Source organism: Pontibacillus halophilus JSM 076056 = DSM 19796 (assembly GCF_000425205.1).
Taxonomy (GTDB): domain Bacteria; phylum Bacillota; class Bacilli; order Bacillales; family BH030062; genus Pontibacillus_A; species Pontibacillus_A halophilus.
Map to the genome: position 1 here is coordinate 226,111 of NZ_AULI01000002.1, position 24,654 is coordinate 250,764.

Genomic DNA, 24,654 nt, shown 5'->3' on the forward strand with positions numbered 1-24,654 from the left:
AGGTTTTATGTTTTTTGATAACGGGCATATTGTGAATTGACCCATCTTCGGTCGTCAGCTATGTTTAATATAGTAAAATACTTTTAATTAAGGAGGCATGATGCCTTGAACTGGATAATCCGCTATCGAAAGATGGTCTGGGTGTTCATTACGTTACTCGTGTTAACAGGAATCTTTACATATCTTCAACTTCCTAAACGAGAAATACCAGAGATTAACGTAAATGTTGCATCCATCACTACATCATACCCAGGAGCTACTCCACAGGAGATAGAACAATCGATTACAACTCCGTTAGAGAATGAAATTGAGGGGATTAACGGGATTGATTCCTATCAATCCGCATCCACAACCGGATTTTCTTCTTTAACAGTTACGTTAGAAGGCGGTGTAGATACTAACACTACCTATTCGAAGATTCGGCAAGCCGTTTCAGACGTGTCGAGGACATTCCCTGAAAACGCAAACGATTCAAACGTTGAAACAGACCTACAAGCTTCTGCCGTTGCATCCTATCATTTACAAGCAGAAAACCACGAAGAACTTTATAACCTTCAGGATGAGGTAGAGCTTTGGAAAGAACAACTTGAATCCATCGGCGACGTTGACTATGTTCAAGTAAAAGGATTACCAAGTGAAGAATTACTTGTCAATCTAGATCTTGAACAATTGAATGAAAATGCCATAAATCCAGGGAATGTGATTGATGCAATCAATCAAGAGTTAAAGCCTGGCGCAATTGGAACAGTTGAACAGAATGATCAACGCTATCAGCTTCTTATAAAGAAAGCTTCGGATTGGCAACAATTAGAAGATCTTTCTGTTGGTAAGAATGGAGAAGGTGAGTCAGTTCGTCTTGGAGATATTGGAAGCATCTCCCTCACATTGAAAGATGAAGAGGACATCATTACCTATAAAGAAAAGCCTTCTTTATCTTTAACGGTATTAGCTAAAGAAGGAGTGAATATCTCTGCACTTCAGGATGAGATTACAACTAAAGTAGATGAGTTATCTTCAGAACTCCCTGAATCCATATCAGTCGAACAATTCTACACACAAAGTACGATTATTGAAGAAGTCTTTACAAACTTACTCTCATCATTTGGTTTTTCTTTATTAGCCGTACTTGTCGTCATGTTGTTAGGTTTACCAGTTTCTTCTGCGATACTCGTGGCAATTGCAATTCCAATCTCTGTTCTCGTTGGTTTAATACCGTTACCTTACACAGGCGTCGATTTGAATCAAATCTCGATAATTGGAATTATTATCGCAATCGGAATCTTAGTCGATGACGCAATTGTTGTAAACGATAATATCCAACGCAGGTATCAACTTGGTGACAACGCCCTTCAGGGGGTCATACAAGGTGTCAAAGAAGTACGTTTGTCGATCTTTACATCGACACTTATGATTGTATTTAGCTTCTTCCCGCTTACTTTCTTATCTGGTACGAACGGTGATTTCATTCGCGCCTTGCCGATGACACTCATTTGTACCATTATCGCATCAACCATTCTTTCTCTCACGCTCATCCCAACGGTTCAATACGGGAGAAAGAAACGAAATAAGAAAATGAACAGTGAAGGTAAAGTTGGATTATTAGGAGGATTGTTCCAGAAGCTTGAGACAGGATATGCAGACTCAGTCTTGCCGAAAGTAAGTAAACGTCCCGTTATCTTCGGCGTAAGCGGAATACTCTTATGTGTAGCTTTATTATTCCTAGCGACTCGCATTCCATTTGAGTTCTTCCCAGAAGCAGATCGTCAAGAAGTAACAGTATCCGTCACTTATTCTCAGGAAACTCCTATTGAGAAGACCACTGAGCAGTTGCAAACTATGGAACAGTACATTCAGGAAGAGACAGACAAGATTACAGAAACAGCTGTATTTGCTGGGAATGGAATGCCTGCTTTATTTAGTTCTGGATTAGAACGAACTGGCGAGTATACAGGACAATTACTCGTCCGCGTTGACAAAGACAAAACGAGCGCCAGTTCATTTATTGATGAGTGGGAGCCTAAACTTCGTGACGAGTTCAAAGACGCTGAAATCTTTCTAGAAACAATCGTTTCTGGTCCACCTCCGAGCCCACCCGTGGAAGTACAAATTCAAGGACCAGAACTTGATCAATTGCTTTCTATTGCAAGAGATTTAAAGGGTGATTTAGAAGGAATTTCAACATCAAACTTGGTCACATTAAATATGAATAACGAACAACCAGCTCTTCAGTATACGTTAGATCGTGACTTTATGGCTGAGAATTCCATATCGCTTCAGTCTGTTACAAGTCAGTTGCAAATCGCCAACACGGGCATCCCACTATCTACAATTGACACGGGCTCTGAGCAACTGCCTATGCGCCTATTAGTGGATGATGGTGATTCAGATGGTCTTGATTTGAGCGAGTTAACAGTCGTCTCAAGTGCACAAAGTCAGTCAGGTCCACCAACAACGTATACACTTGATGAATTTATTTCAACTGAAGAAACAAATCAAGTTGGTACAATTCCTCACGTGGATGGGGAGCGCACGATTACGCTTCGTGCTTATGGAGAAGAAGGTTCCACCTTCCAATCTGACGCAGCAGACACCGTCGATGCCTTTGAAGAATCTTTACCAGAGGATTATGCGTTTACGCAAAGTGGTCAAAGTGATGCAGCAACAGAATTCTTTATTGAGGTATCGAAGCTATTCTTGATTGTCTTGTTCCTCATTTACTTAGTAATTGCGGTACAGTTCAACTCCCTGCTTATGCCGTTCCTTATTACCGCTACTGTATTCCTTGCCATTACAGGAGCCATTGTCGGACTATTTGTCTTCCAAGAACCACTTAGCTTCTTAGCTGTTCTTGGCATCGTCTCCTTATCAGGAATCGTAGTACGGAACTCTGTTATTCTCGTCGAGTTTACAGAACAAAATCTTAAGCAGTCTATGGCGGTTGAGGAAGCCATTAAGGAAGCTGGACGAACGCGTATTCGTCCAATCGTTCTGACGACGCTAACGTCCATTGCAGCACTTGTTCCAATTATCTTTAGCGGCGATCAGCTATTCCAACCTCTAGCCGTATCCATTGTAGCTGGATTAGCATTCTCAACATTGTTAACTCTGCTACTGCTCCCAGCCTTTTATTTAATCCTTTATAAGGTAACGGGCAGACACAAAAAGGAGCAACCATCAAGCTAAATCACATTGTTTAACAGACCAAATCTTAAGATTTGGTCTGTTTTTTTTTGAGTTCTTCCTTTCCACGGCATGTCAGGAAAACTGGTTTCATTTAACGTTCATGAAACGGCCTCACTTTCCAAAAGCTAAACTTGAAAGGGGTGGAAAGAATGGGCAGAGGCAAAGGATATGAAGTTAAACGTCAAGATCATGAACATGAAAAACCACTGACAGCCAAACGGTTTGCAGAAATCGGGGAACAAAAGCCGTCGAACATGCATTCGAAAAAAGGCGGAGCCATCAAAGAATAAACAATGTTTTCCTTATACAAAAAAAACAGGGGTCTATTGATTAGACCCCTGTACCTCTACATATTTATCAAGCACTTGATTCACAACATAATGAATCGATTGATACAATTCCATATACCGCTTTTTCGGTACATCTATATAGTAACTATGAAGAATAACAAGCTCCATGTTCTCTTTCGTATTCTTTATTTGCGGCGGGTATACGGGCCCACCCGGATAAGCAGCCAGAAATTCCTCTACTGCCCCAGCCCATCTATTGTTCAAATCAAATATTGGATTCGTCTCTTCTTTCATGTAAGTAAAAAATGTTCGGTCATTTACCTCAGGTTTCCCTTCCTGTGAAAAAAACCGGTCATATAATGTGTCTACTTGTTCTTTCATTTCTAAGCTCAACTGTTGTACTGTAGATTCCAAACCGTTCACCCTTTCCCCTCTTACTTTAACACGAGGGATGGGTTACCTTCTACGCTTTCCGAAAAAACCGTTCCAAAATGAACCCTTCTTTCTTGAAGGTGTTGATTGATACCTGTGGTGAATCTTTTGCTCGTCTTTGATTTGTTTCAGTCGCTCGTTCATTTTGTACAACTCTTCTTGAAGCTGATCGATTTCCTGTCTATGGGAGAGGACCATGGTGAGCACTACTTCATCAGCCTTCTTGGCGACCTTGTCTTCTACCAACTGAACGCGATCCATAACTTCTACCCAGGCCTTCTCAAATTCCCTCTTAGAAATTCCACGTTCTGCTGTTACACCAATTTGCTTTGCCGCAAGCCCCATTTGGACCCCTCCTATTGTCGTCATTGACTATACTTTTTCTGCTTAAATAATGAACTTCCTTCACGTCCGACAAAACTAGAACCAAACCGCCAAAGTAAGTCGTTTACCCCTACTTTTCATCAAATGTGTAGAATGAAAGGCCAAAGAACCACGCACACTAAGCTTATAGGAGGGATTACTTATGAGTAAGAAAAAACAAAACAAAGCCGCGCAAGAAAAGCCAAAACAAGTGAATCAAAACTTTAAAGGTGACGGGAACCCTAAACTTGAAGGCGAAAACCGTCCAGCAACGTAACGATTAAAGACAAGCTCAATGCAGCTTGTCTTTTTCATTTTCTACATGTTTGAAATGGACCCACGCATAAAGTAAATGTCGTTTGCTATAGAATTTGTGACTAACATCCTCAACTGGCAAATGCAGCTCGTCCTTCCACCATCTTTTTTTAACAGAGCGGTCTGAAACATACCAGTCCTTCCGAATTGTATCTTGATGTGAATAGATGGGGTAAAGAAGCCGGAGCATCGGTGTTTTCGGCATCCTTGTCGAAAAATACTTTTCATATTCCCACCTTGCACCTGTTGGTTCCACATCCTTTGAGAAACGATAAAATTTCGGATAGTAATCTGGGTGAAACAACAATGATGCGAGTTTCTTCCCAAGCTTAATTCGCTCAGTCACATTAGAGAAGTGATTGACCGAATAGCCATATAGTTGACCTGTCATTGTGGGAAACAACACTGCACTTAAGTGGAAGAAATCTTGCGAGAGATAGGGCAATCGATGAAACACGTGTTCACGATATTCAGGGTGTGCAATAACCGGTTGTTGAATCACATTCTGTTCATTAATAATGAGTGCCTTCACAAGCCGCTCCTCGTCTTTATGGGTGAAGAAATGAAACCATTCATGTTTCATAAACGTAGAAACATGGAAATAGGTAAGATGGTGAAATTGAGGTTTTCCTGTCTTCTTTGAGTACATATACGTCAATAGTTGGGGGTATGCATCACTGAAGATTAGCCAGTTGGCACGTTCATATGTCTTGAACAGCATGTTCCGTTCTTTCATTCCAAGTAGCGTGCGAATCGGCATCGTTTCTAAGTCAGTCATGTTCCAACCTGCATTTCGGGACACCATACTTGCTAATAAGGCCCACTTTAACTCTTTACATTGTTCATAAATTCGTAAATAAGCTTTCGTTCGTGAAATATTATCGGTGTTGTTCTCTAGCGTTTGCTGTCTTGCCCACTCTTGAAACACAACGATCACCTCCCTACTAGCATGAAGAACTTGGTCGTTTCTCATTCTGAATCGAAAGAATATTTTTCTTCTCAAGCCAATTCTTTTTTTGATATGATACTTACATGCATAGGGAGGGACACGATGAATTATCCAAATGGTAAGAAGCGTGCGGCGTATCAAAGCAAACAAACCCGCTCTCTTCAGCCCGAATTCTCCAATCGCGGCATGTCATTGGAGGAAGATATTAACCAGACAAACGAGGCATACCTTGCTGCAGGCAAGGCAGTCATACACAAGAAACCGACACCAGTTCAGATTGTGAAAGTAGACTACCCAAAACGTAGTGCTGCTGTCATAAAAGAGGCCTATTTTAGGCAAGCTTCTACTACAGACTATAATGGCGTATATAAAGGAACCTATGTAGACTTTGAAGCAAAGGAAACAAAAAACAAAACCTCTTTTCCCTTATCCAATATTCATGAGCATCAGATCGAGCACATGAAACAGGTAATGCAGCAAAATGGTTTATGCTTTATGATTGTAAGATTCTCAACCCTTGGAGAAACGTTTTTTCTACATGCAGAGAAACTTTTTTCAATTTGGGATCGTCAAACTAAAGGTGGAAGAAAATCAATCCCCTATGAGGTGTTCAAAGAGGAAGGCATCTTAATTCCTTTTCGATACCATGCACGAGTCGATTACTTATCCGTACTCGACGACTACCACCTTTAAAGAATGGAGGAAGATGAGACATGGCAGAAAATAGCCAATCTCGTACAGCTAGAAGAAATCAGAAGAAAAGCAGTAGTAAGACAAGAAATCGCACTTTATTTAAACGTATAATCATGACAGTCTTTATCATCGGTATCCTTGCCGTCATTGGTGGTGGCATTACCGCCTTCACTTGGATTCAAAGCGCCCCCCCTATCGATGAAGAGTCGCTGATGAGTAGTTATTCAACGAAAATACTCGACAAAAACGGGGATGTGTACGCTGAATTAGGCGCCAACCGAGAAGAAATTAAATACGAAGACATATCTCCTCTTGTGGAAGATGCCGTGCTAGCAACAGAGGACGTTCGCTTTAGAAGCCACTTTGGAATTGATTTCCAACGGATAGCAGGAGCCGTCTGGGCGAACGTAACTCAAGGATTCGGTTCACAAGGTGCTAGTACCATCACACAACAAGTGGTAAAGAATTATTTGTTATCAGATGAAAAGAAATTAAAACGTAAAGTTCAAGAACAATATTTAGCAATTAAAGTGGAACAGAAATATTCCAAAAACCAAATACTAACCATGTACTTAAATCAGATTTATTATGGTGAGGGTGCATATGGCATTAAAGAAGCTTCGGAAGTTTATTTCGGTAAATCTGACTTAAATGAATTAACCTTACCTGAAGCTGCATTGTTGGCCGGGTTGCCACAGCGTCCATCTGCTTACAATCCATTCGATAGTCCAGAGCTTGCCAAAGAACGAATGAGTACCGTATTAAGCTTAATGGTACAACATGACAAGATTTCAGAGGCTGAAGCCGAAGAAGCAAGAAACGCTAACATTGAAGACCTCATTGTTCAGGAACGCCCAGAAGATGAAAACAGATACGGAGCGTTCGTTGAGAAAGTCATTGATGAAGTTGAAGAGAAGTTCCCTGATGTGGATGTACAGACTGCTGGACTTACGATTCACACGACACTTGACCCTGTAGCTCAACAGCGAGCAGAAGAATTACTAACAACAGGCTCAGGAATTAGTTTCCCAGACGAAGAGTTTGAAACTGCTCTTTCAGTAATTGATACGAAGTCCGGTGCCATCCGAGCAATTGGTGGAGGCGTCGACTATGCTGGGGCGTTTAAACAAACAAACTACGCTATCGACGAGGCCAGACAGCCAGGTTCAACGTTCAAACCTATCATGGCTTATGGACCTGCCGTAGAATACTTGAAATGGTCTACGTATCATCAAATTGTAGATGAAGAATATTATTACCAAACCGTTCCAGACACCGAAGTTCGAAACTACACACGTAGCCATATCGGACAACGATCCATTCGCGACCACTTGACTTGGTCACGAAACGTACCTGCTGTGAAAACATTCAATGAAGTCGGAGCAGGCAATGCAGAGAAATTTGCAACAAACTTAGGTCTCGAGTTTGAAAACTCCCCTATTTATGAGGCAAATGCAATAGGCGGTGGTAAGGAAGTAACAACACTTGAACTAGCTGGTGCCTATTCAGCGTTCGGTAATGGTGGGATTTACAACGAACCTTATTCAGTCACGAAGGTAGAATTCCCAGAACTCTACGATGGACCTAAAGAAGCGAAATTTAAACCTGAACCAAAAGCTGCGATGTCAGACTACACCGCATACATGGTTACAGACATGCTTAAAGACGTTATTGGTGAAGGAACGGCGAGACAAGTTAATTTACCAGGTGTTCCTGTTGCCGGGAAAACTGGTACAACGAACGACAGTAAAGATGTATGGTTTTCTGGTTATACGTCGGATTACACCATTTCAGTGTGGTCTGGCTACAAGAAGCGTACACCAGTTAACGAAACCGGCCAGGCTGTACCTAAACAAGTATTCCAGTCATTAATGGGTACACTAGCTAGCCAAAGTCAGCCAGCTGATTTCCAAAAGCCTAACTCAGTAGCAGAAGTTCAAATTGAAGCTGGTACATGGCCTGCGAAACTGCCAAGTGACTACACGCCAAATGACCGGATTACAACAGAACTATTTGTTAAAGGCGAAGAACCGAAAAAGACATCACAACAATTTGACCGCCTTGACCCAGTCCAGAACCTATCTGGTCAGTATGATGCAGAACAAGGTGCTATTAATTTAAATTGGAGTTATAAAGACGCTGAAGGCATCTCCTTCAAAGTACGAATGGCTGCTGATGGCGGAGAAGCCCAAACGATTACAACAACTAAAGATAATCAGCTACAGCTAAATAACTTTGAGCCTGGACGCACTTACACATTCCAAGTCATTGCAGTCGAAGACCAGAACGCGTCCCTTACGAGCGAACCTGCTTCTGTTGCAATTGAAGTCCCTGCTGAAACTGAGCCTGAGGATCCATTAGATGGTCTTGGTGAAGAAGGTGACGAAGGTGACGAAGAAGATGAAGGGGAAGGAAACGGCGAATCAGACGGTGACAACCAAGACGAAGAAAATGAAAATAACGAAGGTAACAACAATAATGATAACAATAACCCTGGGAATGGAAACAACAATGGAGATGACCAGGGCAACAATCAAAATGGGAATGGGGACAGCGAAACCCCTCCTGAAGAAGAGGACACACCACCTGAAGAAAATCCTAATAATGGAGACAATGAAGGTGAAGGCGAAGGAGATGAAGAAGGAGACGATGATTAACGTCTTCTCTCCTCCCTTTTGTAAGAACGCTTGGTTATAACCAAGCGTTCTTTTTTTGTTTTCCCCTAGGGTGCGCTACTCCTCGTAATGCCTTTAGTAGCACTGAGAGCTTAAACAAATAAAAAACACCCTTATAGAGGGTGTTTTAAGCCTTATAGACGCCGCTTCTTATTAAGGCAAAGGTAAATCATTTAAACCTATTTTGCTTCTTTCTCCTTCTTCCTCATGCGCTTTTGCCCTTCCCTGCACAAATGCAGCAACGGACAAGCATCGCACTTTGGAGCACGTGCGGTGCAATGGTACCGTCCAAAGAAAATAAATCGATGATGAGTTGGGCTCCATTTCTCTTTTGGAACTTTCCTCATTAACGTTTTCTCAACTTCTAGCACGCTATCCTTCCACCGGCAAATACCAAGTCGTTTCGAAACACGCTCAACGTGTGTATCAACGGCAATGGTTGGTTCCCCAAATGCTACAGCTGCTACAACATTTGCCGTCTTCCTTCCAACACCAGCTAACTGCTCAAGCTCTGCTTTCGTATTCGGAACGACACTGTCATACTCCTCAACAAGCGTTTGAGATAACTTCTGTATATTCTTAGCTTTGTTTCGATACAATCCAATCGAACGTATATCTTGCTGTAGCTCATCAAGTTCTACATTCAAGTAATCTTCTGGTGTCTTATATTTAGCAAATAATGCAGGCGTAACTTTATTGACCAATGCATCCGTACATTGGGCAGAGAGCACGACAGCAATTAATAATTCAAATGGGTTATCATGGACAAGCTCACAATCTGCGTCTGGATACATGACTTCAACTTCGCCAAGTACCTCATTGATTTGTGATTGGTTCAACATTACATCTTCTCTCCCTAGGCGTCATCAAGCCAGTTGTAATACACCGACGTATCACGTTTTTCTTTCGAGGCTGCCGCTTGTTGCGATACAGGTGATTGTCGGAAAGATTTGCTTTCTTCCCTCGCCTGTTGGACACTACGTATCCCCTTTTTCTTCCACTCTCTTAGAATACGGTCAATGTATTTAAAGTTCAATTTCCCCATAAGCACAGCTTCACGCAATGCCGCTTTAATCAAGGCAGGCTCTTGTTTATCTTCATCAAGCCATATATTAATCGTTTCAATTTCAAATGGACTAATCGGACGACCAAACTCTTTCTCAAACAAGACGAACAAATTTGGTTGTTCTTCTTCTGTCTCTGTTGTTTGTTGAGGGGCTGGTTCATCTTGCATGAGGGCCTCCCATAAACCATCTAGACTATAGACCTCAACAAGCCTACCATTGTCCGTATGCGTCTGTTCAATGGACATATACCCCTTTTGAATGAGTTTCCTTAACACTTCAGAGCATTGTTGCTCATCAAATGTCATCGACTCAGCCAATTCAGTTGGCGTAGGGAAGTCGATTCCTTGAGTTTGAAACCGATGAATGTGCAACAACAGCATCACATCCGCTTCAGTTAAATCAAGCATCGTATATTTCGTAAATAGCTGTTTGGGGAAGCTCATTTGGTCTTTCATCAACGTACTGATTGTATTCATTGCATTCACCTCCACCCAAACGGTTCCGTTCTAGATTACTGAATGATTATAACATGACTTAATCGACTAAAGACAAGTGAAAATGAATGAAAAAGCCCCCAATACATGGGAGCTTTCACACATTAAGGATATAAGCGATTTAATAGACGTGGGAATGGAATGGTTTCTCGAACGTGTTCTACTCCGGCAATCCATGCCACTGTTCGTTCTAGGCCAAGCCCGAAACCAGAGTGTGGCACACTTCCGTATTCGCGAAGCTCCATATACCATTTGTACGCGTCATCTGTAAGTTCATGCTCTTCATAGCGTTGTTTCATTAATTCAAGATCATCAATTCGCTGAGAACCACCGATGATTTCTCCATAACCTTCAGGAGCAATTAAGTCAGCGGCTAGTACAACCTCTTCACGATTTGGATCTGGCTTCATGTAGAAGGCCTTAATATGTGCTGGGAAGTGAGTGATAAACACTGGCTTCTCATGCGCTTCTGCAATTGCCGTTTCATGAGGTGCGCCGAAATCATCTCCCCATTCAATATCATCGAATCCTTGTTCTTTCAAGAATGTAATAGCTTCATCGTACGTAATACGTGGGAATGGAGCTTTCACAGTCTCAAGTTTAGATACATCGCGTTCTAGTGCATGCAATTCAAGCTTGCAATTCGAAAGAACAGATTGGACTACATGAGAAACATATTGCTCTTGATATTCTAAGCTTTCTTCATGATCAACGAACGCCATTTCAGGTTCGATCATCCAGAATTCAATTAAGTGGCGACGTGTTTTAGATTTCTCAGCACGGAAAGTAGGTCCGAATGAGAAGACTTTATTAAATGCCATCGCAGCCGCTTCCATGTACAGCTGACCACTTTGAGATAGATACGCATCTTCGTCAAAGTATTTCGTATGGAATAGCTCCGTTGTCCCCTCTGCTGAGGAGCCTGTTAAGATTGGAGGATCGATCTTTGTAAATCCTCTATCATTGAAGAATTCATACGTAGAACGGATAATTTCATTACGAATTTTCATTACCGCGTGTTGCTTCTTCGAACGCAACCACAGATGACGGTGGTCAAGTAGAAATTCAGGTCCGTGCTCTTTCGGTGTGATTGGGTAATCCACAGCTTCGTGAATCAGTTCCAAGCCGCTTACTTGAAGTTCATACCCAAACGGAGAACGGGAATCTTCTTTAACCGTTCCGGTCACCCATAGAGAGGACTCTTGTGTAATATTCTTTGATAAAGTGAAGATTTCCTCTTCAACATCTGATTTAACTACTACGCCTTGCATAAAGCCAGTTCCGTCGCGAAGTTGTAAGAATGCAATCTTCCCGCTAGAACGCTTATTTGCCAACCAGGCGCCAATCGTTACTTCTTCTCCTACGTGCTTGTGCACTTGTGAAATAGTCGTTTTCAACGAAATTCCCTCCAAAAACTATTGATGTGACTTAACAAAACGTTTAATTCGCTTTGCTGCTTCCTCGAGTTGCTCGAGAGATGTGGCGTATGAAAGTCGTACATTATCAGGTGCCCCGAACCCTGAACCAGGTACAAGGGCTACTTTCTCCTCTTCTAGCAGTGCTTTCACCCAATCATCCACCGTAGTGAAGCCATTACTTTGAACAGCTTCTTGAACGTTAGGAAATAGATAAAAGGCACCTTGAGGCTTCTCGCAATAAACGCCTGGAATCGATGCGATCCATTCGTGTAATTTCTCCAATCGATCGTGAAAGGCTGCTTTCATTGGTCCTAAATCGTCCTCACTAGACGTATAGGCTTCAAGCGCCGCAAATTGAGCTACACTTGTCGGATTTGAGGTGGAATGGGACGCTAAATTCGACATTGCTTTAATGATGGTCGCATCGCCGACTGCATACCCAATTCTCCATCCTGTCATTGCGTGTGATTTAGAAACGCCATTTATAATAATAGTTCGTTCCTTCAGTTCATTCGAAAGTTGAGCAATGGAGACGTGGCCTTCTCCTTCATAAATAAGCTGCTCATAGATCTCGTCAGATACAATTAAGAGACCTTGACGAAGACAAATTTCACCGATGGCTTCAAGTTCATCTTTCGTATATACCATTCCAGTTGGGTTGGAAGGCGAGTTAAGAATGATAGCCTTCGTGTGATCTGTAATAGCCGCCTCAAGTTGTTCAGGTGTGAGTTTAAATTGATTCTTCTCCTCACCTTTAACAAAGACTGGCTTTCCTTCTGCAAGCTTAATTTGTTCCGGATAGCTCACCCAATACGGCGTAGGGACAATGACTTCATCTCCTGGATTAAGCAACACTTGAAATAGTGTATAAAGGGCGTGCTTTGCCCCAGTTGTAACAATGACTTCGTTTGAAGCATATGTAAGTGCATGGTCTTCTTTCATTTTCTTTACAATGGCTTCCTTCAACATAGGAATACCTGAAGAAGGAGTATATTTCGTCTTCCCTTCATCCATTGCACTCTTCGCAGCATGCAAGATATGCTCTGGTGTGTTGAAATCAGGCTCCCCTGCCCCAAGTCCGATGACATCATGACCAGCAGCTTTTAATTCGTTGGCTTTCGCCGTTATCGCAAGCGTTGCTGAAGGTGTTAATGATTGAACACGTTTCGCTAATTCCATGTCTTCTACCTCCCCATCGTAAATCCAGGATAGTCATTATAGTCTGAACCATCCTCAAATGAATAATACTCCAGTACATAGTGACCGCTCTCATTGTTGAATGTAACTTCATAGAGTGGTGTATCCTTATAAATAGCGAGTGAAAGCTTAATGTACTCACAGTTGCTACATGAATCAGCCCATTGTTCTTTCATTTGCTTGGCTGAAATGCCTTCATCTTTCTTGTAATAGATGACTGGTTTCGGTTTCTCATCCTCTAAAGGAACAGGAACAAAAGCAATCCCTTCTGTACGATTCGCCTCTACCCCTGTCACTATATCATATTGACGCTCTCCGTGGTAGCGGGTCGTCGTATCGACTTCTTCAAGCGCTGTTTCCTCAATGGCTGTTTCCCAAGAAGCAGGATAAGTTTCTGTTTTAGAACTCATGACATCAAGATATAGCCAAATGAAACACGAAAGCACAACAGGAACAAGAGCGACGAGTGACCAGAGTACAATACGTAGACGACTACGTTCGGTATATTGTGAAAACCGCTGTGTTCTCATCTTCATCATCCAATGCTAATCCAAACATTAAATCCTGCTCTTTTAATGTTCGATTTAATGAATCCACAATCTTGTACAGTTCACTTGAGTTTTCAACTCGTACAGTGGATAGAACCTCTATTTTATGATCTTCCATGGTATCCCTCCCAAAATGCATTCATGGAACTTTAGAACAGATATTGTAAGTCATACAACTGACCAGAGGGGTAACAATAAAGGTACACCAGTAATCAAACTTACCAAAGTTTATTATAACAGCTACACGCGTTCCATTCGCAAAAATTTAAAATTTGATTTCAAACCCTACCATTTGCCTGTACAACCATAGTTGTGCAGGTTTTTTTACGGACTAAGCTAAGGCTTAGTCCGTCTTAAGAATTTCATATTCATCAGGTGTGCACTGAATCACCATCGTTCCAACTTCTTTAAGCTGATAGACGTCAATCCATGACTCCTGAAAGCGTGCCATAAGCCCTTCATTCACTTCTTTGCCTTTCACATCATAAATAATCGCTAAATGAGGGTCAATGGTATCTAGGAGAGGCAGTGTTGGTGACTGTGTGGATGCATAATCGCCAACCTTCAACAGCTCTGCCTTCAACGGATAACTATCCATCATCCTTTGCTCTGCTTTCACATCTCCTGTAGCCATATACAACAAAGATGTATATCCATATTGAATAAATAGGCTCATTTCCTCTTCTTTCATCCCAGGCAATACTCGTATGGAGATTCCTGGTGTTAATTCATAGGATTGATTGTGCTCCCATTTATCACTTTCAACGTCCCGCGGAACCTCTCCACAGACTTGCTGCACTTCCCCTGAATAGATGAGTTTCTCTACACTAAGGCGGTTCATAAGCTTGCCAGTATTTCCACACGTTTCGCTTGTCTGATTGGTTAGAATGATTGCATCTAAGTGGTGAATATGGAAATCATCCAAATAACCGACCAACGCTTCTTCGCTAGCAGCTGACCCCGTGTTAAATAAGAATTGTTCTCCTCTACCCGTTTGGATAAGCATCGATTCCCCATCAGGCAGATCAAAGAAAGCATAACGAATTACATTAGGCTGTAAAGGCGCTAAGTCCGCCACAACATGTGTAGGCAAGTTCAAGCCGATACAGATGATGACTACAATGGAAAGCCAACGCATCTACATGCACCTCTTTATACAGACTACCTATTAGGATGCGTTGTTCCATTCTGTTTATAACCAATCTTTCGCGTGATTCATTAAATGGTGAGTAGAATCATGAACTACCTTGACATTCGGGATTGAATCCGTGAAATATTTCCCATATTTCTTCGTTACGATGCGGTCATCGCACACGAACACAATTCCACGATCGGTTGAGGAGCGGATTAATCGACCAAAGCCTTGTTTAAATCTTATAACTGCATTAGGCAGGGAAAGATCCATAAAGGCATTACGCCCTTGTTCTTTAAGTGCTTCCGCCTTTGCCTCATATACCGGATGATCAGGGGGCTGGAAAGGCAGTCGGACAATAACAAGTGAACTTAAGTCTTCACCAGGTATGTCTACACCCTCCCAAAACGAACTCGTCCCAAATAAGATTGATTGATCGAAGGATTGAAAATTCTTCTTTAACCTTGCTCTGCTCCCACTTGATATCCCTTGGGCAATCAATACAAATTCATCTTGTGTCATAAATTCTTTAATAGCACTGTACGTTTTTCTTAACATATCGTAAGAGGTAAAGAGCACAAGCATCCGCCCTTTCGTAACTGTTGCTAGCGAATAAATGGCCTCACACGTTGCGTAAATAAATGCCTCTTGGTCTTTACCCTTTATATCTGGAAAGTCGTTCGGTACGAACAGTTGCACCTGTTCTTTGTAATTGAACGGGGATTCTATCTGCTTCGTACTCGCCGCCTCTTCAAGTCCAAGCCGCTTCTGTATATACGAGAACGATTGCTTCATGGTTAATGTGGCACTTGTCAACACAATGCTCTCTTTCTTGTCGAACAGCGCATCCTTTAAGAGCGAAGCAACCTCAATGGGTTCGCTATTTAAGTAGACTGCATTCTTCGCACCATGAGCTTCAATTTCAATCCACTTCACTTGATGTTCATGATCTTCAAGTAGCAGTTGGTCAATGCTGTCAATAACGCTCTCCATCCTGTCCATATACATCGATAGGTCATCCGTCCAACGTTTCGCTTCTTCTGATGATTCCGCTGCTGTAATCCATTCTTTCAGTCTTCGCAGATACGTAATCGCATCACGGACGTTAAAGAGCACGCGTTCTGACATTTCAGTGACTGCCTGCCACGCTTCTTTATGTTCATCGTTAATGGTGTAGCGATATTGGTAACGCCCAACATCATTTAAGCTAATGTCCTTTTGTTTCTTCTTTGAAACATAGGAGAATAAATATCGAAAGAGTTCGTCTGCATCCTCTTTCATATGGATCATGAGTTTCTCCCAGTCGCTCTTTCGGTGACGCTCAGACATTTCCGGATAGGAAGCATGTAGGGATGACATCCAATCACCGGGCTTATCGCTCCCAATTTCATTCAATAAGTATTGGAAGGATACATAATCAAGCTTTAAACCAAAATATCTCGCTGCTGTTGTTTCTAGATGATGGGCTTCATCAATAATCATCTTGCCATATGAGGGCAATAGCTGGTGCTCACTTACTAAATCTGCACACAACAACGAATGGTTCGTAATAACGAGATTTGCTTGCTGAGCTTTCTTTCTAGCACGTTGATAGAATGACCGAGAAAACCAAGGGGATTTCGGGTCTAGATATCCCTCCGCCTCAGCCGATACACGTCTCCAGAAAATCTGCCCACTGCTCGGTAGTTGAATTTCGTCACTATCACCTGTTGTAGTTTGAGTCAACCATACGAGAATCATCGCCTTTGTTAAAGTGACATCATAATTATCACGTCCGCTCGTCTGTAGCTCATATTCAAATTTCTTCAAGCTTAGATAGTGCTGCTTCCCTTTCATTAATGCCGTCTTAAAGTTGAAAGGAAGGACGCTCTGTAGTCTTGGAATTTCGCTCGTTAACAGCTGCGCTTGCAACTGAGTGGTATGCGTACTAATCATGACGCGCTCATTTTCTTTGACACTCTCATAAATAGCAGGTAACAAATAGGCAAGTGACTTCCCAGTACCTGTCTCTGCTTCAATTAAGGCATGATCATGTGACTGAAAAGCATCATAAATACAATGAGCCATTTCTTCCTGGCCTTCGCGTCTCTCATAATAAGACAAATGCTTGCTCATAAAGCCATTCTCACCAAGAGTATCTTCAAGAAATGGCTCAAACCCCTCAAAGGACACGTGAGGCTCATCCTCATCAGACACTGGTTTACGTAATGCAATCCCCCGGAAAATTTCTAAATCGTCTCGTTCTTCTACCGTAAACGCTTGTTGATTCATCCAGTTTCGTAAATGTTCTGACCAGTCACTTTTCAGCTTTCGTTCAAGGTCCATAAGGGAATTTAACGTTTCATACGGTAATGCCTCCCCTCGCTGCAACAGCTGTAGAAGTACATCCCCAGTAACCGCTGCATCACTAAGAGCTCGATGGGGGTCATCATGTTGAACGTTTAGAAATTCGGCTAGCTGAGACAATTTATACCCAGGAGCTTCTGGAACCAAGATTCGAGCTAGTTCAACTGTATCTAGTACTTTCATATGTAAAGGTACATGCCCAGTACGCTCCACTTCCGCATTTAGAAAGTTCAAATCAAATTGAACATGATGCGCAACAAAGTAAGCGTCTTGGCATCTCTTAAGAATATCTTTCACCACATCTTCAAAATAAGGAGCATCTTCAACATCTTCATCGCGAATACCCGTTAACTGAGTAATAAAGGATGGGATGGGTTGTCCTGGATTCACGAACGACTGGTACTGATCGGTTACTATTCCGTCCACAATTGTAACCATCCCAATCTCGATAATTCGGTCTCCCTTTTTAGGGGAATGGCCAGTTGTTTCTATATCCACTATTACATATTTCGTCATTCGTACACCTTCTTTCAACTAAAAAGAAAACTCCCAAACAATAGGGAGTTAGAGCACCGTTAACGGTGGTTCCTGATGAATAAGCTCTACAATTTCGTTATGCTCATTCATAATTGCAACCTTAGGAGTAAACGTTTCAAGTTCTTTCTCATCCACTAAGGCGTAAGAGACAACGATGACTATATCACCAGGTTGCACTAACCGGGCAGCTGCGCCATTTAGGCACACAACCCCACTATTCCGTTCTCCTGGGATGACATAGGTTTCTAGTCGTGCTCCATTATTGTTATTAACAATTTGCACCTTTTCGTGTGGGAGTATTCCCACTTCGTCGAGCAGATTCGCATCAATCGTAATACTGCCGACATAATTTAAATCCGCTTCTGTTACACGAGCGCGGTGAATTTTCGATTTCATCATCGTGCGCATCATAGAACGCAGTCCTCCTATCGTAACACTGTACTTTGGTGTCCATGTTGATCCATGATGACATTGTCGATGAGGCGCGCCTGTTGAAAATAGACAGCTAATGCCAGAATGACTTGCCCTTCTACACGATGAATACGTTCCAGACTCGGATATGCCAGTAGATCAACGTAATCTATTTTACCATGAGTATGCGTGTTAATGAAGTGGGAAACTGCTTGACGGATGGTCTCTACATCCCGCTCTCCTGCTACTATCATCCCTCGTCCTATCTGTAATGCTTCTTGAAGCTTTGGTGCCACTTTCCTCTCATCTTCATGAAGGTAGACGTTTCTTGAACTCATGGCAAGCCCATCTGCTTCACGCCTTGTAGGAACGGGGATCAGCTCAATTGGGAAATTGAAATCTCGAATGAGACCCGCTACTATAGCTAGTTGTTGTGCATCTTTCTCACCAAAGTAAGTCCTGGTCGGCATGATAATCGTGAATAGTTTCGTTAAGACGGTCGCGACTCCATCGAAATGACCTGGCCTACTACTTCCGCACAAGACATCGACACCAGATTGAACCTTTACGGTGACAAGAGGAGATTCCGGGTACATATCAGATACGTCAGGCATGAACACGAAATCTACCTCTGTCTCCAGAGCCACGAGCATGTCTCGTTTTTCGTCTCTTGGATAGCGGTCTAGGTCCTCATTCGCTCCAAATTGAAGAGGGTTAACAAAGATACTCAACACAACGATATCATTTTGATTACGAGCTTCTAGTAATAAGCTCTTATGCCCCTCATGTAAGTATCCCATAGTAGGGACGAACCCAATTGTGGCACCATCGGCACGGAGATGGGCAAGTTCTTGTTGGAGTTCGGTAGCTGTTGAGAAGATTCTCATACCCGTTCACTTCCATATAGGTGCTGAATTGTTTCTTCTTGAATGGAGAAACCATGTTCATCTGAAGGGAATGCGCTTGATTTCACTTCTTGAACGAATGCAGATAAAGCATCATTGGCTACACTGTTCAAGTTTGTATAGGCTTTAGCAAATTTAGGTAGCCTGTCCACACCGTAGGTTACTAGGTCATGATAAACAAGTACCTGACCATCACAGTCAGGACCAGCTCCAATCCCGATAACAGGGATATTTACAACTTCAGCTATGAGAGCAGCTAATGAGCTCGGCACACATTCAAGGACGAGAGCGATGGCTCCACTTCTTTCTGTCGCTTTTGCATCATCGATAAGCTGTTGAGCTGCTTCTAGCTCTTTCCCCTGTACTTTATAACCACCTAACACATGAACGGATTGTGGTGTAAGACCTAGGTGAGCAACAACAGGTATCCCAGCGAACGTTAACTTCTGAATCACGTTCAATACCTCTCCGGCTCCTTCAACTTTCAAGGCGTGCGCGCTTGTCTCTTGAAACATTCGCTTAGCATGAAGGAGTGTTTGCTCCATAGATACGTGATAGGACATAAAGGGCATATCTACAACGAGGTATGTATTTGGTGCCCCTCTTTTCACTGCTTTCCCATGATGAATCATATCGTCTACTGTCACTGGTATTGTTGATTCATAGCCAAGCACAACCATCCCAAGTGAATCTCCTACAAGGATCATATCTACTCCACTTGTTTCTGCTTGTTTCGCAGAAGGATAGTCATAGGCTGTGACCATAGCGATCTTTTTCCCGGTCTTCTTCATTTGACCCAACTGTTTATGTGTTTTCATCCTCATCTTTCCCCCACTTTATTTCTGCTGAATAGAGAATCTCTTCTTTCCCATCTTCATCACATACTTTTAAAGCTCCATCTGGCTCAATCCCTAATAGAAGAGCCCGCCACTCTCGCTTCGCTGTCTTCACTACAACGCGTTCCCCAATTCGATAAGCAAATGCTTCCCAGCGAAGCTTAATGCGTTGAAATCCGTGTTCCATGTATTCCTCATATCGCTTCTCAAACGTTTGCAACAAAGCTTGAATAAATGGTGTAAGCTCAAAGGATTGACCCGTTTCATTCCGAACGGATGTTGCAATAGATTGAATCTCTTCAGGAAAATGCTCCGCTTCATGGTTTACATTAATCCCTGTCCCTAACACGATGTACTGGATTTGATCATGTTCTGCTTGAAGTTCAGTTAAAATGCCTGCAAGCTTCTTCCCATTTGAAAGGATATCATTGGGCCATTTTATTTGAGGCTTCATCCCACAATGTGTTTTAAGCACTTCTGCCAAGACAGTCGCTGCTAACAAAGTCATTTGAGGCGCTCGGTGAGGTTCAATCTCCGGGCGCAAGAGCATGCTCATCCAGACGCCTTCCCCTTTTCTAGAATGCCAAGACCGATTCAAGCGACCTCTTCCCCTTGTCTGTTCATCAGCAAGAACCACAGTTCCATGCTCCGCATTTTGTTGAGCGAATTCATGGGCATGCAACTGTGTTGAGCCTACGCTACTGTAATGGTGCAGCCGCTGCCCTAGCCAGTTTGTCTCAAGTCCCCATTTCACCGTATTTGCACTTAATTTATCAGGAGTATGAACGATTCGATACCCCTTCCTAGGAGCAGCTTCTATGGTGTACCCATCTTTCTCTAATTCCTTCATATGCTTCCAGATTGCTGAACGACTAATATTCAAAGCTTCTGAAAGCACTTGACCAGAAACATATTCACGCTCTCGGTCTTGTAATAAATGAATTAACTTGGATCGTGTGGATTCCATTCAATCACCCACTCTCTAATGGTGTTGCGGTCATTTTGCAGTTGTCCTAGGAGGACATGATATTCAATATCATTTAATAAGTTTTGAATCCATGGACCTGGCTTTTCATCTGGGAACAGTTCTTTTATGTCCTTCCCGTCTACTGCCAAGTCTGCTCGACTCTTTATCGGAAGCTCTTTAAAGAGTTTCCCTACTGATGTTTTAGGGTGTAATTGGTCATATCCTACCGAATCCATCAATTCACGGAAGGAATCCAGAAGTTCTTCACCCACTCGATATAAAACGTAAGGAAGTGGATCACAAGACAAACGCTCAAGACCATCAAGCAATGTATGCGCTTTATTCTTTGTCGCCTTTGATAGCTTCCATTCTGTCATGAACGTCTTCACATCAATGGTTGAATAATGAACAAGCAACGAAAGGAAAGATGCCATATCTTGTAATGGACGGCTCGTAACTGACTCTAAGACCGGCACTAGATTGTTACGATTACGAAAGATTGGTAGTTCGTGGACCAAGCCGCTTTCAACAAGAAGCTCCACTCCTTCTTGTACGTAACGACCTGCTATTAATTTCTCCATTTCTACCGCAATGCGTTCAACCGCTATCTCCTTCAACAGCTCTCGAGAAGTTGTTAGAGCTTCTTTAGTATTCGGGGATAATCGAAAGCCTAATTGACTGACAAAGCGTGCTGCCCTCATCATTCGAAGCGGGTCTTCAAGAAATCGCTGTGATGCATCGCGTACTGTATTTAGCACCTGTTGCCTCAAGTCTTGTTGCCCATGGTAAGGGTCGACGATTCCACCCTCTACATCCATTGCAATTGCATTGATGGTGAAGTCTCGTCTTGATAGGTCTTCTTCGATAGAAGAAGTAAAGGATACGTGGTCTGGATGGCGGAAATCCGAATACTCCCCTTCAACTCGAAACGTCGTAACTTCGTAAGATTCTCCGCAGTGTCTCACCATGACTGTACCATGTTCAATCCCAACAGGAATCACCTTCTGGAAGAGCGCTTGGACTTGTTCTGGTCGTGCAGATGTTGCAATATCCACATCTCCACTTTCACGTCCAAGTAAATAATCCCGTACCGCACCCCCGACAAAAAACGCCTGATGGCCAGCGGCCATCAGCGTTGTTAATATCGGTTTTGCCTCTTCAAATTTATCCTTCATGAACAAGACTCCTTTGCTGAAGCAATTCCTTATAGATGGATTCATAGTGCTCACGGATTGTGGCGGAATGAAACTCATTTTGAACACGTTGCAGTCCATTCGTAATGAATGTACTCGATAGCTCATCATCTTGTAAGATTTGTAGTGCATAGGAGGCAATTTGGTCTACATCGCCAACTTCTGCAATAAATCCTGATTTACCGTGCCCAATAACTTCAGGAATCCCGCCGATATTCGTGCCAATACAAGGAACACCACAAGACATTGCTTCCAACAAGACAAGTCCAAAGCTCTCTTTCTCAGATAAGAGGAGTTTAAGATCAGCTAATGAAAGCAATTCAGAGACATTCTCTTGTTTGCCAAGGAATAAGACTCGGTCTCTTAAGCCCTTCTCTTGGACAAGCTGACAAATCGCTGAATACTCAGGTCCATCACCAACAAGCAATAATTTAGCGTCAACTTTAGCAGCTACTTGTTCAAACGCTAAGATTACATCTTGAACGCGCTTCACCTTTCTGAAGTTCGAAATATGAATAAGCACTTTCTCATGAGAGCTAATGCCATACTCTTCTCGAAGATGACTGACATCATGTTTACGGTATTCTCTTTCATCCACAAAGTTATAGACAACATCCATGTCTCTTTCTACTTGTAGCATGTCTTTCGTCTGATGCACTAAGCTCTCAGAAACGGCAGTAACCCTGTCTGATTTCTCAATCCCAAATCGGATCATCCGTTTTAGCGAGGAGTCTACACCAAGGACCGTGATATCTGTTCCGTGCAACGTTGTCACGATTTTCAAGTCATGACTGACCATTTCCTTCGCTAGGATGGCACAAATCGCGTGCGGCATGGCATAGTGAACGTGCAAGATGTCAATCCCTTCCCGCTCTACAACCTCTGCCATCTTATTGGCTAATGCTAGGTCATATGGCGGGTATTGAAAGACTGGATAGTGATTGACTTCTACTTCATGATAATAAATATTCGGATAGACGCGGTTCAATCGAAACGGCACGTTGGACGTAATGAAATGGACCTCGTATCCATGTTCCGCTAATAACTTGCCGAGTTCTGTCGCAATGACGCCAGACCCTCCGACAGTCGGATAGCATGTAATTCCTATTTTAGTTGGCTTCATGTTTTTCACCCTTGCTGATTGTTCTCGTGAACGATTTCCCTCCATTGAAAGTCGCCACGATCAATGGCTCGAATGACAATTTCACCTGCCGCCAAATTTGTAGCTAAAGGAATTTGGTAAACATCACACAAACGAAGCAGCGCACTTACGTCTGGCTCATGTGGTTGAGCAGTCAAAGGGTCCCGGAAGAAGATGACCACATCCATTTGGTTGTCTGCAATATAAGCACCAATCTGTTGGTCTCCACCTAGTGGACCTGATTTGAATTTGTGTACAGGTAATCCTGTTGCGTCTGAAATTCGTGTTCCTGTTGTCCCTGTAGCGTATAGCGTATGGTTTTCTAAAATGTGTTTATAAGCGGTAGAGAATTGAACCATATCCGCCTTTTTTTGATCATGGGCAATCAATGCAATATTCATGGTTTCGCTCCTTTACTGTAATAGATTTTCTAAGCCGTAAACAAGCGTATCGATTTTTTGTACTTCATCCACACATAATTTGACACCTGACATAAAGGACTCTCGGTTGTAGGAATCATGTTTAATGGTTAACGTTTGACCGGAAGCTCCGAACATGACTTCTTGATGTGCAACGAGTCCTGGCAGCCGAACACTGTGAATTCTCATTCCGTCTACGTCTGCTCCACGTGCTCCTTCAATGGTCTCAGTTTCATTTTCGTGGCCTTGTTTTTTCTCATGGCGAACTTCTTGAATCAGCTCTGCCGTCTTCGCTGCCGTCCCACTTGGAGCATCTAGTTTCTGGTCATGGTGACGTTCGATAATTTCGACATCTGGGAAGTATTTCGCAGCCATCTTAGCAAACTGCATCATAAGTACAGCACCAACCGCGAAGTTCGGGGCGATAATTATGCCTAACCCTTTTCCTTCTGCCAGTTGTTGAAGTTCATTTAACTGGTCTTTTGTAAATCCAGTTGTTCCGACAACTGGTCGAATTCCGTATTCAAGCGCTAAACGACTATGTTTATAGCCTACTTCAGGAATCGTTAAATCAATCAATACATCCGCTTCAACCGCTTCAAAGCAAGCCTCTACATCGGTATATACGGGCGCATCCAAAGATGGCATCCCATCTATGTCCTTTACTATGTATCCATCATACTTGCGATCAATCGCCGCTACTAACTCGAAATCCTCTTCATTGGCTACCAATTTAACCGCTTCAAGCCCCATTCGTCCTCTTGGGCCTGCTACTATAATTCTTGTCTTACTCATGATCATCCTCCTCTTTTCTCGTCCAACGGTCTTTATCTCGTGTTTCAAATTTATTCATAACACCATTAAAACTCTCTTCTACGTCAATATCGAGTGAATTGGCAAAGCACATCATAACAAAGAGTAAATCACCAAATTCTTCACTAATTGCCTTTTCATCCTCACTATCTTTCTTTGGCTTTTCACCATAGTGATGGTTGATCTCACGAGCCAGCTCCCCTATTTCTTCGGTTAACCTAGCTGTCATGCTCAGTGGGGAGAAGTACCCCTCTTTAAATTGAGAAATATATGTATGCACACGCTCTTGCATCTCTTTCGTAGTTAAATGACTCTTCTCATCCATTCTAG

The 24,654-nt window shown here is 42.6% G+C and carries 24 protein-coding genes; 4 read left to right on the top strand and 20 right to left on the bottom strand.

The genetic code is table 11. From position 1 onward, the window contains the following. Positions 1–105: 105 nt before the first annotated feature. Both H513_RS0103560 and H513_RS21465 read left to right on the top strand, forming a co-directional pair. Positions 106–3,183 carry an efflux RND transporter permease subunit gene (locus H513_RS0103560; protein WP_026799476.1) on the top strand — a complete coding sequence of 1,026 codons (3,078 nt, stop codon included), beginning with the start codon at positions 106–108 and terminating at the stop codon, positions 3,181–3,183. Positions 3,184–3,332: 149 nt separating this feature from the next. Next, the gene (locus H513_RS21465) at positions 3,333–3,473 is read left to right on the top strand and encodes a hypothetical protein (protein WP_154655177.1); all 141 of its coding nucleotides are present in this window, start codon (positions 3,333–3,335) and stop codon (positions 3,471–3,473) included. A 33-nt stretch (positions 3,474–3,506) separates the two neighbouring features. Here H513_RS21465 and H513_RS0103570 read toward each other — a convergent pair whose 3' ends face one another. The 3 genes from H513_RS0103570 to H513_RS0103585 all read right to left on the bottom strand — a co-directional run bounded on the left by H513_RS0103570 (position 3,507) and on the right by H513_RS0103585 (position 5,511). After that, positions 3,507–3,896 carry a DUF1798 family protein gene (locus H513_RS0103570; protein WP_026799477.1) on the bottom strand — a complete coding sequence of 130 codons (390 nt, stop codon included), beginning with the start codon at positions 3,894–3,896 and terminating at the stop codon, positions 3,507–3,509. A gap of 33 nt (positions 3,897–3,929) precedes the next feature. Continuing rightward, positions 3,930–4,274 (bottom strand): hypothetical protein, encoded by a 345-nt coding sequence (locus tag H513_RS0103575; RefSeq protein ID WP_161625287.1) that lies wholly within the window; start codon positions 4,272–4,274, stop codon positions 3,930–3,932. Positions 4,275–4,560: 286 nt separating this feature from the next. Beyond that, positions 4,561–5,511, bottom strand: a complete 951-nt coding sequence (locus H513_RS0103585; RefSeq protein ID WP_026799479.1) for a DUF2515 family protein — start codon at positions 5,509–5,511, stop codon at positions 4,561–4,563. A 123-nt stretch (positions 5,512–5,634) separates the two neighbouring features. Here H513_RS0103585 and recU point away from each other — a divergent pair, with 123 nt between their 5' ends. Both recU and H513_RS0103595 read left to right on the top strand, forming a co-directional pair. Further along, a complete protein-coding gene (gene recU, locus H513_RS0103590) occupies positions 5,635–6,225 on the top strand; it encodes a Holliday junction resolvase RecU (protein ID WP_026799480.1) in 591 nt (196 codons plus the stop codon). Positions 6,226–6,245: 20 nt separating this feature from the next. Beyond that, positions 6,246–8,882, top strand: a complete 2,637-nt coding sequence (locus H513_RS0103595) for a penicillin-binding protein 1A (protein WP_026799481.1) — start codon at positions 6,246–6,248, stop codon at positions 8,880–8,882. A 197-nt stretch (positions 8,883–9,079) separates the two neighbouring features. On the opposite strand, the gene nth is transcribed toward H513_RS0103595, so the two are convergent. The 17 genes from nth to H513_RS0103680 all read right to left on the bottom strand — a co-directional run bounded on the left by nth (position 9,080) and on the right by H513_RS0103680 (position 24,649). Next, entirely contained in the window at positions 9,080–9,742 is a 663-nt protein-coding gene (gene nth / locus H513_RS0103600; RefSeq protein ID WP_026799482.1) for an endonuclease III, read from the bottom strand. A 14-nt stretch (positions 9,743–9,756) separates the two neighbouring features. After that, positions 9,757–10,443: a DnaD domain-containing protein gene (locus tag H513_RS0103605; RefSeq protein ID WP_036769770.1), complete on the bottom strand. Its 687-nt coding sequence runs from the start codon at positions 10,441–10,443 to the stop codon at positions 9,757–9,759. 122 nt (positions 10,444–10,565) lie between these two features. After that, positions 10,566–11,858: an asparagine--tRNA ligase gene (gene asnS / locus H513_RS0103610; RefSeq protein WP_026799484.1), complete on the bottom strand. Its 1,293-nt coding sequence runs from the start codon at positions 11,856–11,858 to the stop codon at positions 10,566–10,568. An 18-nt stretch (positions 11,859–11,876) separates the two neighbouring features. Then, positions 11,877–13,058: a pyridoxal phosphate-dependent aminotransferase gene (locus tag H513_RS0103615; protein WP_026799485.1), complete on the bottom strand. Its 1,182-nt coding sequence runs from the start codon at positions 13,056–13,058 to the stop codon at positions 11,877–11,879. 5 nt (positions 13,059–13,063) lie between these two features. Next, the gene (locus H513_RS0103620) at positions 13,064–13,486 is read right to left on the bottom strand and encodes a cell wall elongation regulator TseB-like domain-containing protein (RefSeq protein ID WP_156111445.1); all 423 of its coding nucleotides are present in this window, start codon (positions 13,484–13,486) and stop codon (positions 13,064–13,066) included. 82 nt (positions 13,487–13,568) lie between these two features. Beyond that, a complete protein-coding gene (locus H513_RS21130) occupies positions 13,569–13,742 on the bottom strand; it encodes a YpmA family protein (protein WP_081658163.1) in 174 nt (57 codons plus the stop codon). 225 nt (positions 13,743–13,967) lie between these two features. Continuing rightward, positions 13,968–14,762: a ComEC/Rec2 family competence protein gene (locus H513_RS0103630; protein ID WP_026799487.1), complete on the bottom strand. Its 795-nt coding sequence runs from the start codon at positions 14,760–14,762 to the stop codon at positions 13,968–13,970. A 54-nt stretch (positions 14,763–14,816) separates the two neighbouring features. Next, positions 14,817–17,618, bottom strand: coding sequence for an ATP-dependent DNA helicase DinG (gene dinG / locus H513_RS0103635; RefSeq protein WP_026799488.1), 2,802 nt, complete (start codon positions 17,616–17,618; stop codon positions 14,817–14,819). 48 nt (positions 17,619–17,666) lie between these two features. Further along, a complete protein-coding gene (gene panD / locus H513_RS0103640) occupies positions 17,667–18,050 on the bottom strand; it encodes an aspartate 1-decarboxylase (RefSeq protein WP_026799489.1) in 384 nt (127 codons plus the stop codon). 14 nt (positions 18,051–18,064) lie between these two features. After that, positions 18,065–18,937: a pantoate--beta-alanine ligase gene (gene panC / locus H513_RS0103645; protein WP_026799490.1), complete on the bottom strand. Its 873-nt coding sequence runs from the start codon at positions 18,935–18,937 to the stop codon at positions 18,065–18,067. Further along, on the bottom strand, positions 18,934–19,773 hold the full coding sequence (gene panB / locus H513_RS0103650; RefSeq protein WP_026799491.1) for a 3-methyl-2-oxobutanoate hydroxymethyltransferase: 840 nt from the start codon (positions 19,771–19,773) through the stop codon (positions 18,934–18,936). The genes panC and panB overlap by 4 nt, the downstream gene beginning before the upstream one ends. After that, positions 19,760–20,758, bottom strand: coding sequence for a biotin--[acetyl-CoA-carboxylase] ligase (locus tag H513_RS0103655; protein WP_026799492.1), 999 nt, complete (start codon positions 20,756–20,758; stop codon positions 19,760–19,762). The genes panB and H513_RS0103655 overlap by 14 nt, the downstream gene beginning before the upstream one ends. After that, the gene (locus H513_RS0103660) at positions 20,734–21,933 is read right to left on the bottom strand and encodes a CCA tRNA nucleotidyltransferase (RefSeq protein ID WP_026799493.1); all 1,200 of its coding nucleotides are present in this window, start codon (positions 21,931–21,933) and stop codon (positions 20,734–20,736) included. Before H513_RS0103660 ends, H513_RS0103655 begins: the two co-directional genes overlap by 25 nt. After that, entirely contained in the window at positions 21,923–23,074 is a 1,152-nt protein-coding gene (gene bshA, locus H513_RS0103665) for an N-acetyl-alpha-D-glucosaminyl L-malate synthase BshA (protein WP_026799494.1), read from the bottom strand. Before bshA ends, H513_RS0103660 begins: the two co-directional genes overlap by 11 nt. A gap of 5 nt (positions 23,075–23,079) precedes the next feature. Continuing rightward, complete coding sequence (gene mgsA / locus H513_RS0103670) at positions 23,080–23,493, bottom strand: methylglyoxal synthase (protein ID WP_026799495.1); 414 nt, start codon at positions 23,491–23,493, stop codon at positions 23,080–23,082. 12 nt (positions 23,494–23,505) lie between these two features. Beyond that, the gene (gene dapB, locus H513_RS0103675; RefSeq protein ID WP_026799496.1) at positions 23,506–24,306 is read right to left on the bottom strand and encodes a 4-hydroxy-tetrahydrodipicolinate reductase; all 801 of its coding nucleotides are present in this window, start codon (positions 24,304–24,306) and stop codon (positions 23,506–23,508) included. Further along, on the bottom strand, positions 24,299–24,649 hold the full coding sequence (locus H513_RS0103680; protein ID WP_026799497.1) for a nucleotide pyrophosphohydrolase: 351 nt from the start codon (positions 24,647–24,649) through the stop codon (positions 24,299–24,301). The genes dapB and H513_RS0103680 overlap by 8 nt, the downstream gene beginning before the upstream one ends. Positions 24,650–24,654 lie beyond the last annotated feature (5 nt).

Coding starts and splice junctions, on each gene's coding strand:
- H513_RS21465 (WP_154655177.1), top strand. CDS start 3,333: ATGGGCAGAGGCAAAGGATATGAAGTTAAACGTCAAGATCATGAACAT.
- H513_RS0103575 (WP_161625287.1), bottom strand. CDS start 4,274: ATGACGACAATAGGAGGGGTCCAAATGGGGCTTGCGGCAAAGCAAATT.
- recU (WP_026799480.1), top strand. CDS start 5,635: ATGAATTATCCAAATGGTAAGAAGCGTGCGGCGTATCAAAGCAAACAA.
- H513_RS0103595 (WP_026799481.1), top strand. CDS start 6,246: ATGGCAGAAAATAGCCAATCTCGTACAGCTAGAAGAAATCAGAAGAAA.
- nth (WP_026799482.1), bottom strand. CDS start 9,742: ATGTTGAACCAATCACAAATCAATGAGGTACTTGGCGAAGTTGAAGTC.
- H513_RS0103605 (WP_036769770.1), bottom strand. CDS start 10,443: ATGAATACAATCAGTACGTTGATGAAAGACCAAATGAGCTTCCCCAAA.
- H513_RS0103615 (WP_026799485.1), bottom strand. CDS start 13,058: ATGGAATTAGCGAAACGTGTTCAATCATTAACACCTTCAGCAACGCTT.
- H513_RS0103620 (WP_156111445.1), bottom strand. CDS start 13,486: ATGAGTTCTAAAACAGAAACTTATCCTGCTTCTTGGGAAACAGCCATT.
- H513_RS21130 (WP_081658163.1), bottom strand. CDS start 13,742: ATGGAAGATCATAAAATAGAGGTTCTATCCACTGTACGAGTTGAAAAC.
- H513_RS0103630 (WP_026799487.1), bottom strand. CDS start 14,762: ATGCGTTGGCTTTCCATTGTAGTCATCATCTGTATCGGCTTGAACTTG.
- dinG (WP_026799488.1), bottom strand. CDS start 17,618: ATGACGAAATATGTAATAGTGGATATAGAAACAACTGGCCATTCCCCT.
- panD (WP_026799489.1), bottom strand. CDS start 18,050: ATGATGCGCACGATGATGAAATCGAAAATTCACCGCGCTCGTGTAACA.
- panC (WP_026799490.1), bottom strand. CDS start 18,937: ATGAGAATCTTCTCAACAGCTACCGAACTCCAACAAGAACTTGCCCAT.
- panB (WP_026799491.1), bottom strand. CDS start 19,773: ATGAAAACACATAAACAGTTGGGTCAAATGAAGAAGACCGGGAAAAAG.
- H513_RS0103655 (WP_026799492.1), bottom strand. CDS start 20,758: ATGGAATCCACACGATCCAAGTTAATTCATTTATTACAAGACCGAGAG.
- H513_RS0103660 (WP_026799493.1), bottom strand. CDS start 21,933: ATGAAGGATAAATTTGAAGAGGCAAAACCGATATTAACAACGCTGATG.
- bshA (WP_026799494.1), bottom strand. CDS start 23,074: ATGAAGCCAACTAAAATAGGAATTACATGCTATCCGACTGTCGGAGGG.
- mgsA (WP_026799495.1), bottom strand. CDS start 23,493: ATGAATATTGCATTGATTGCCCATGATCAAAAAAAGGCGGATATGGTT.
- dapB (WP_026799496.1), bottom strand. CDS start 24,306: ATGAGTAAGACAAGAATTATAGTAGCAGGCCCAAGAGGACGAATGGGG.
- H513_RS0103680 (WP_026799497.1), bottom strand. CDS start 24,649: ATGGATGAGAAGAGTCATTTAACTACGAAAGAGATGCAAGAGCGTGTG.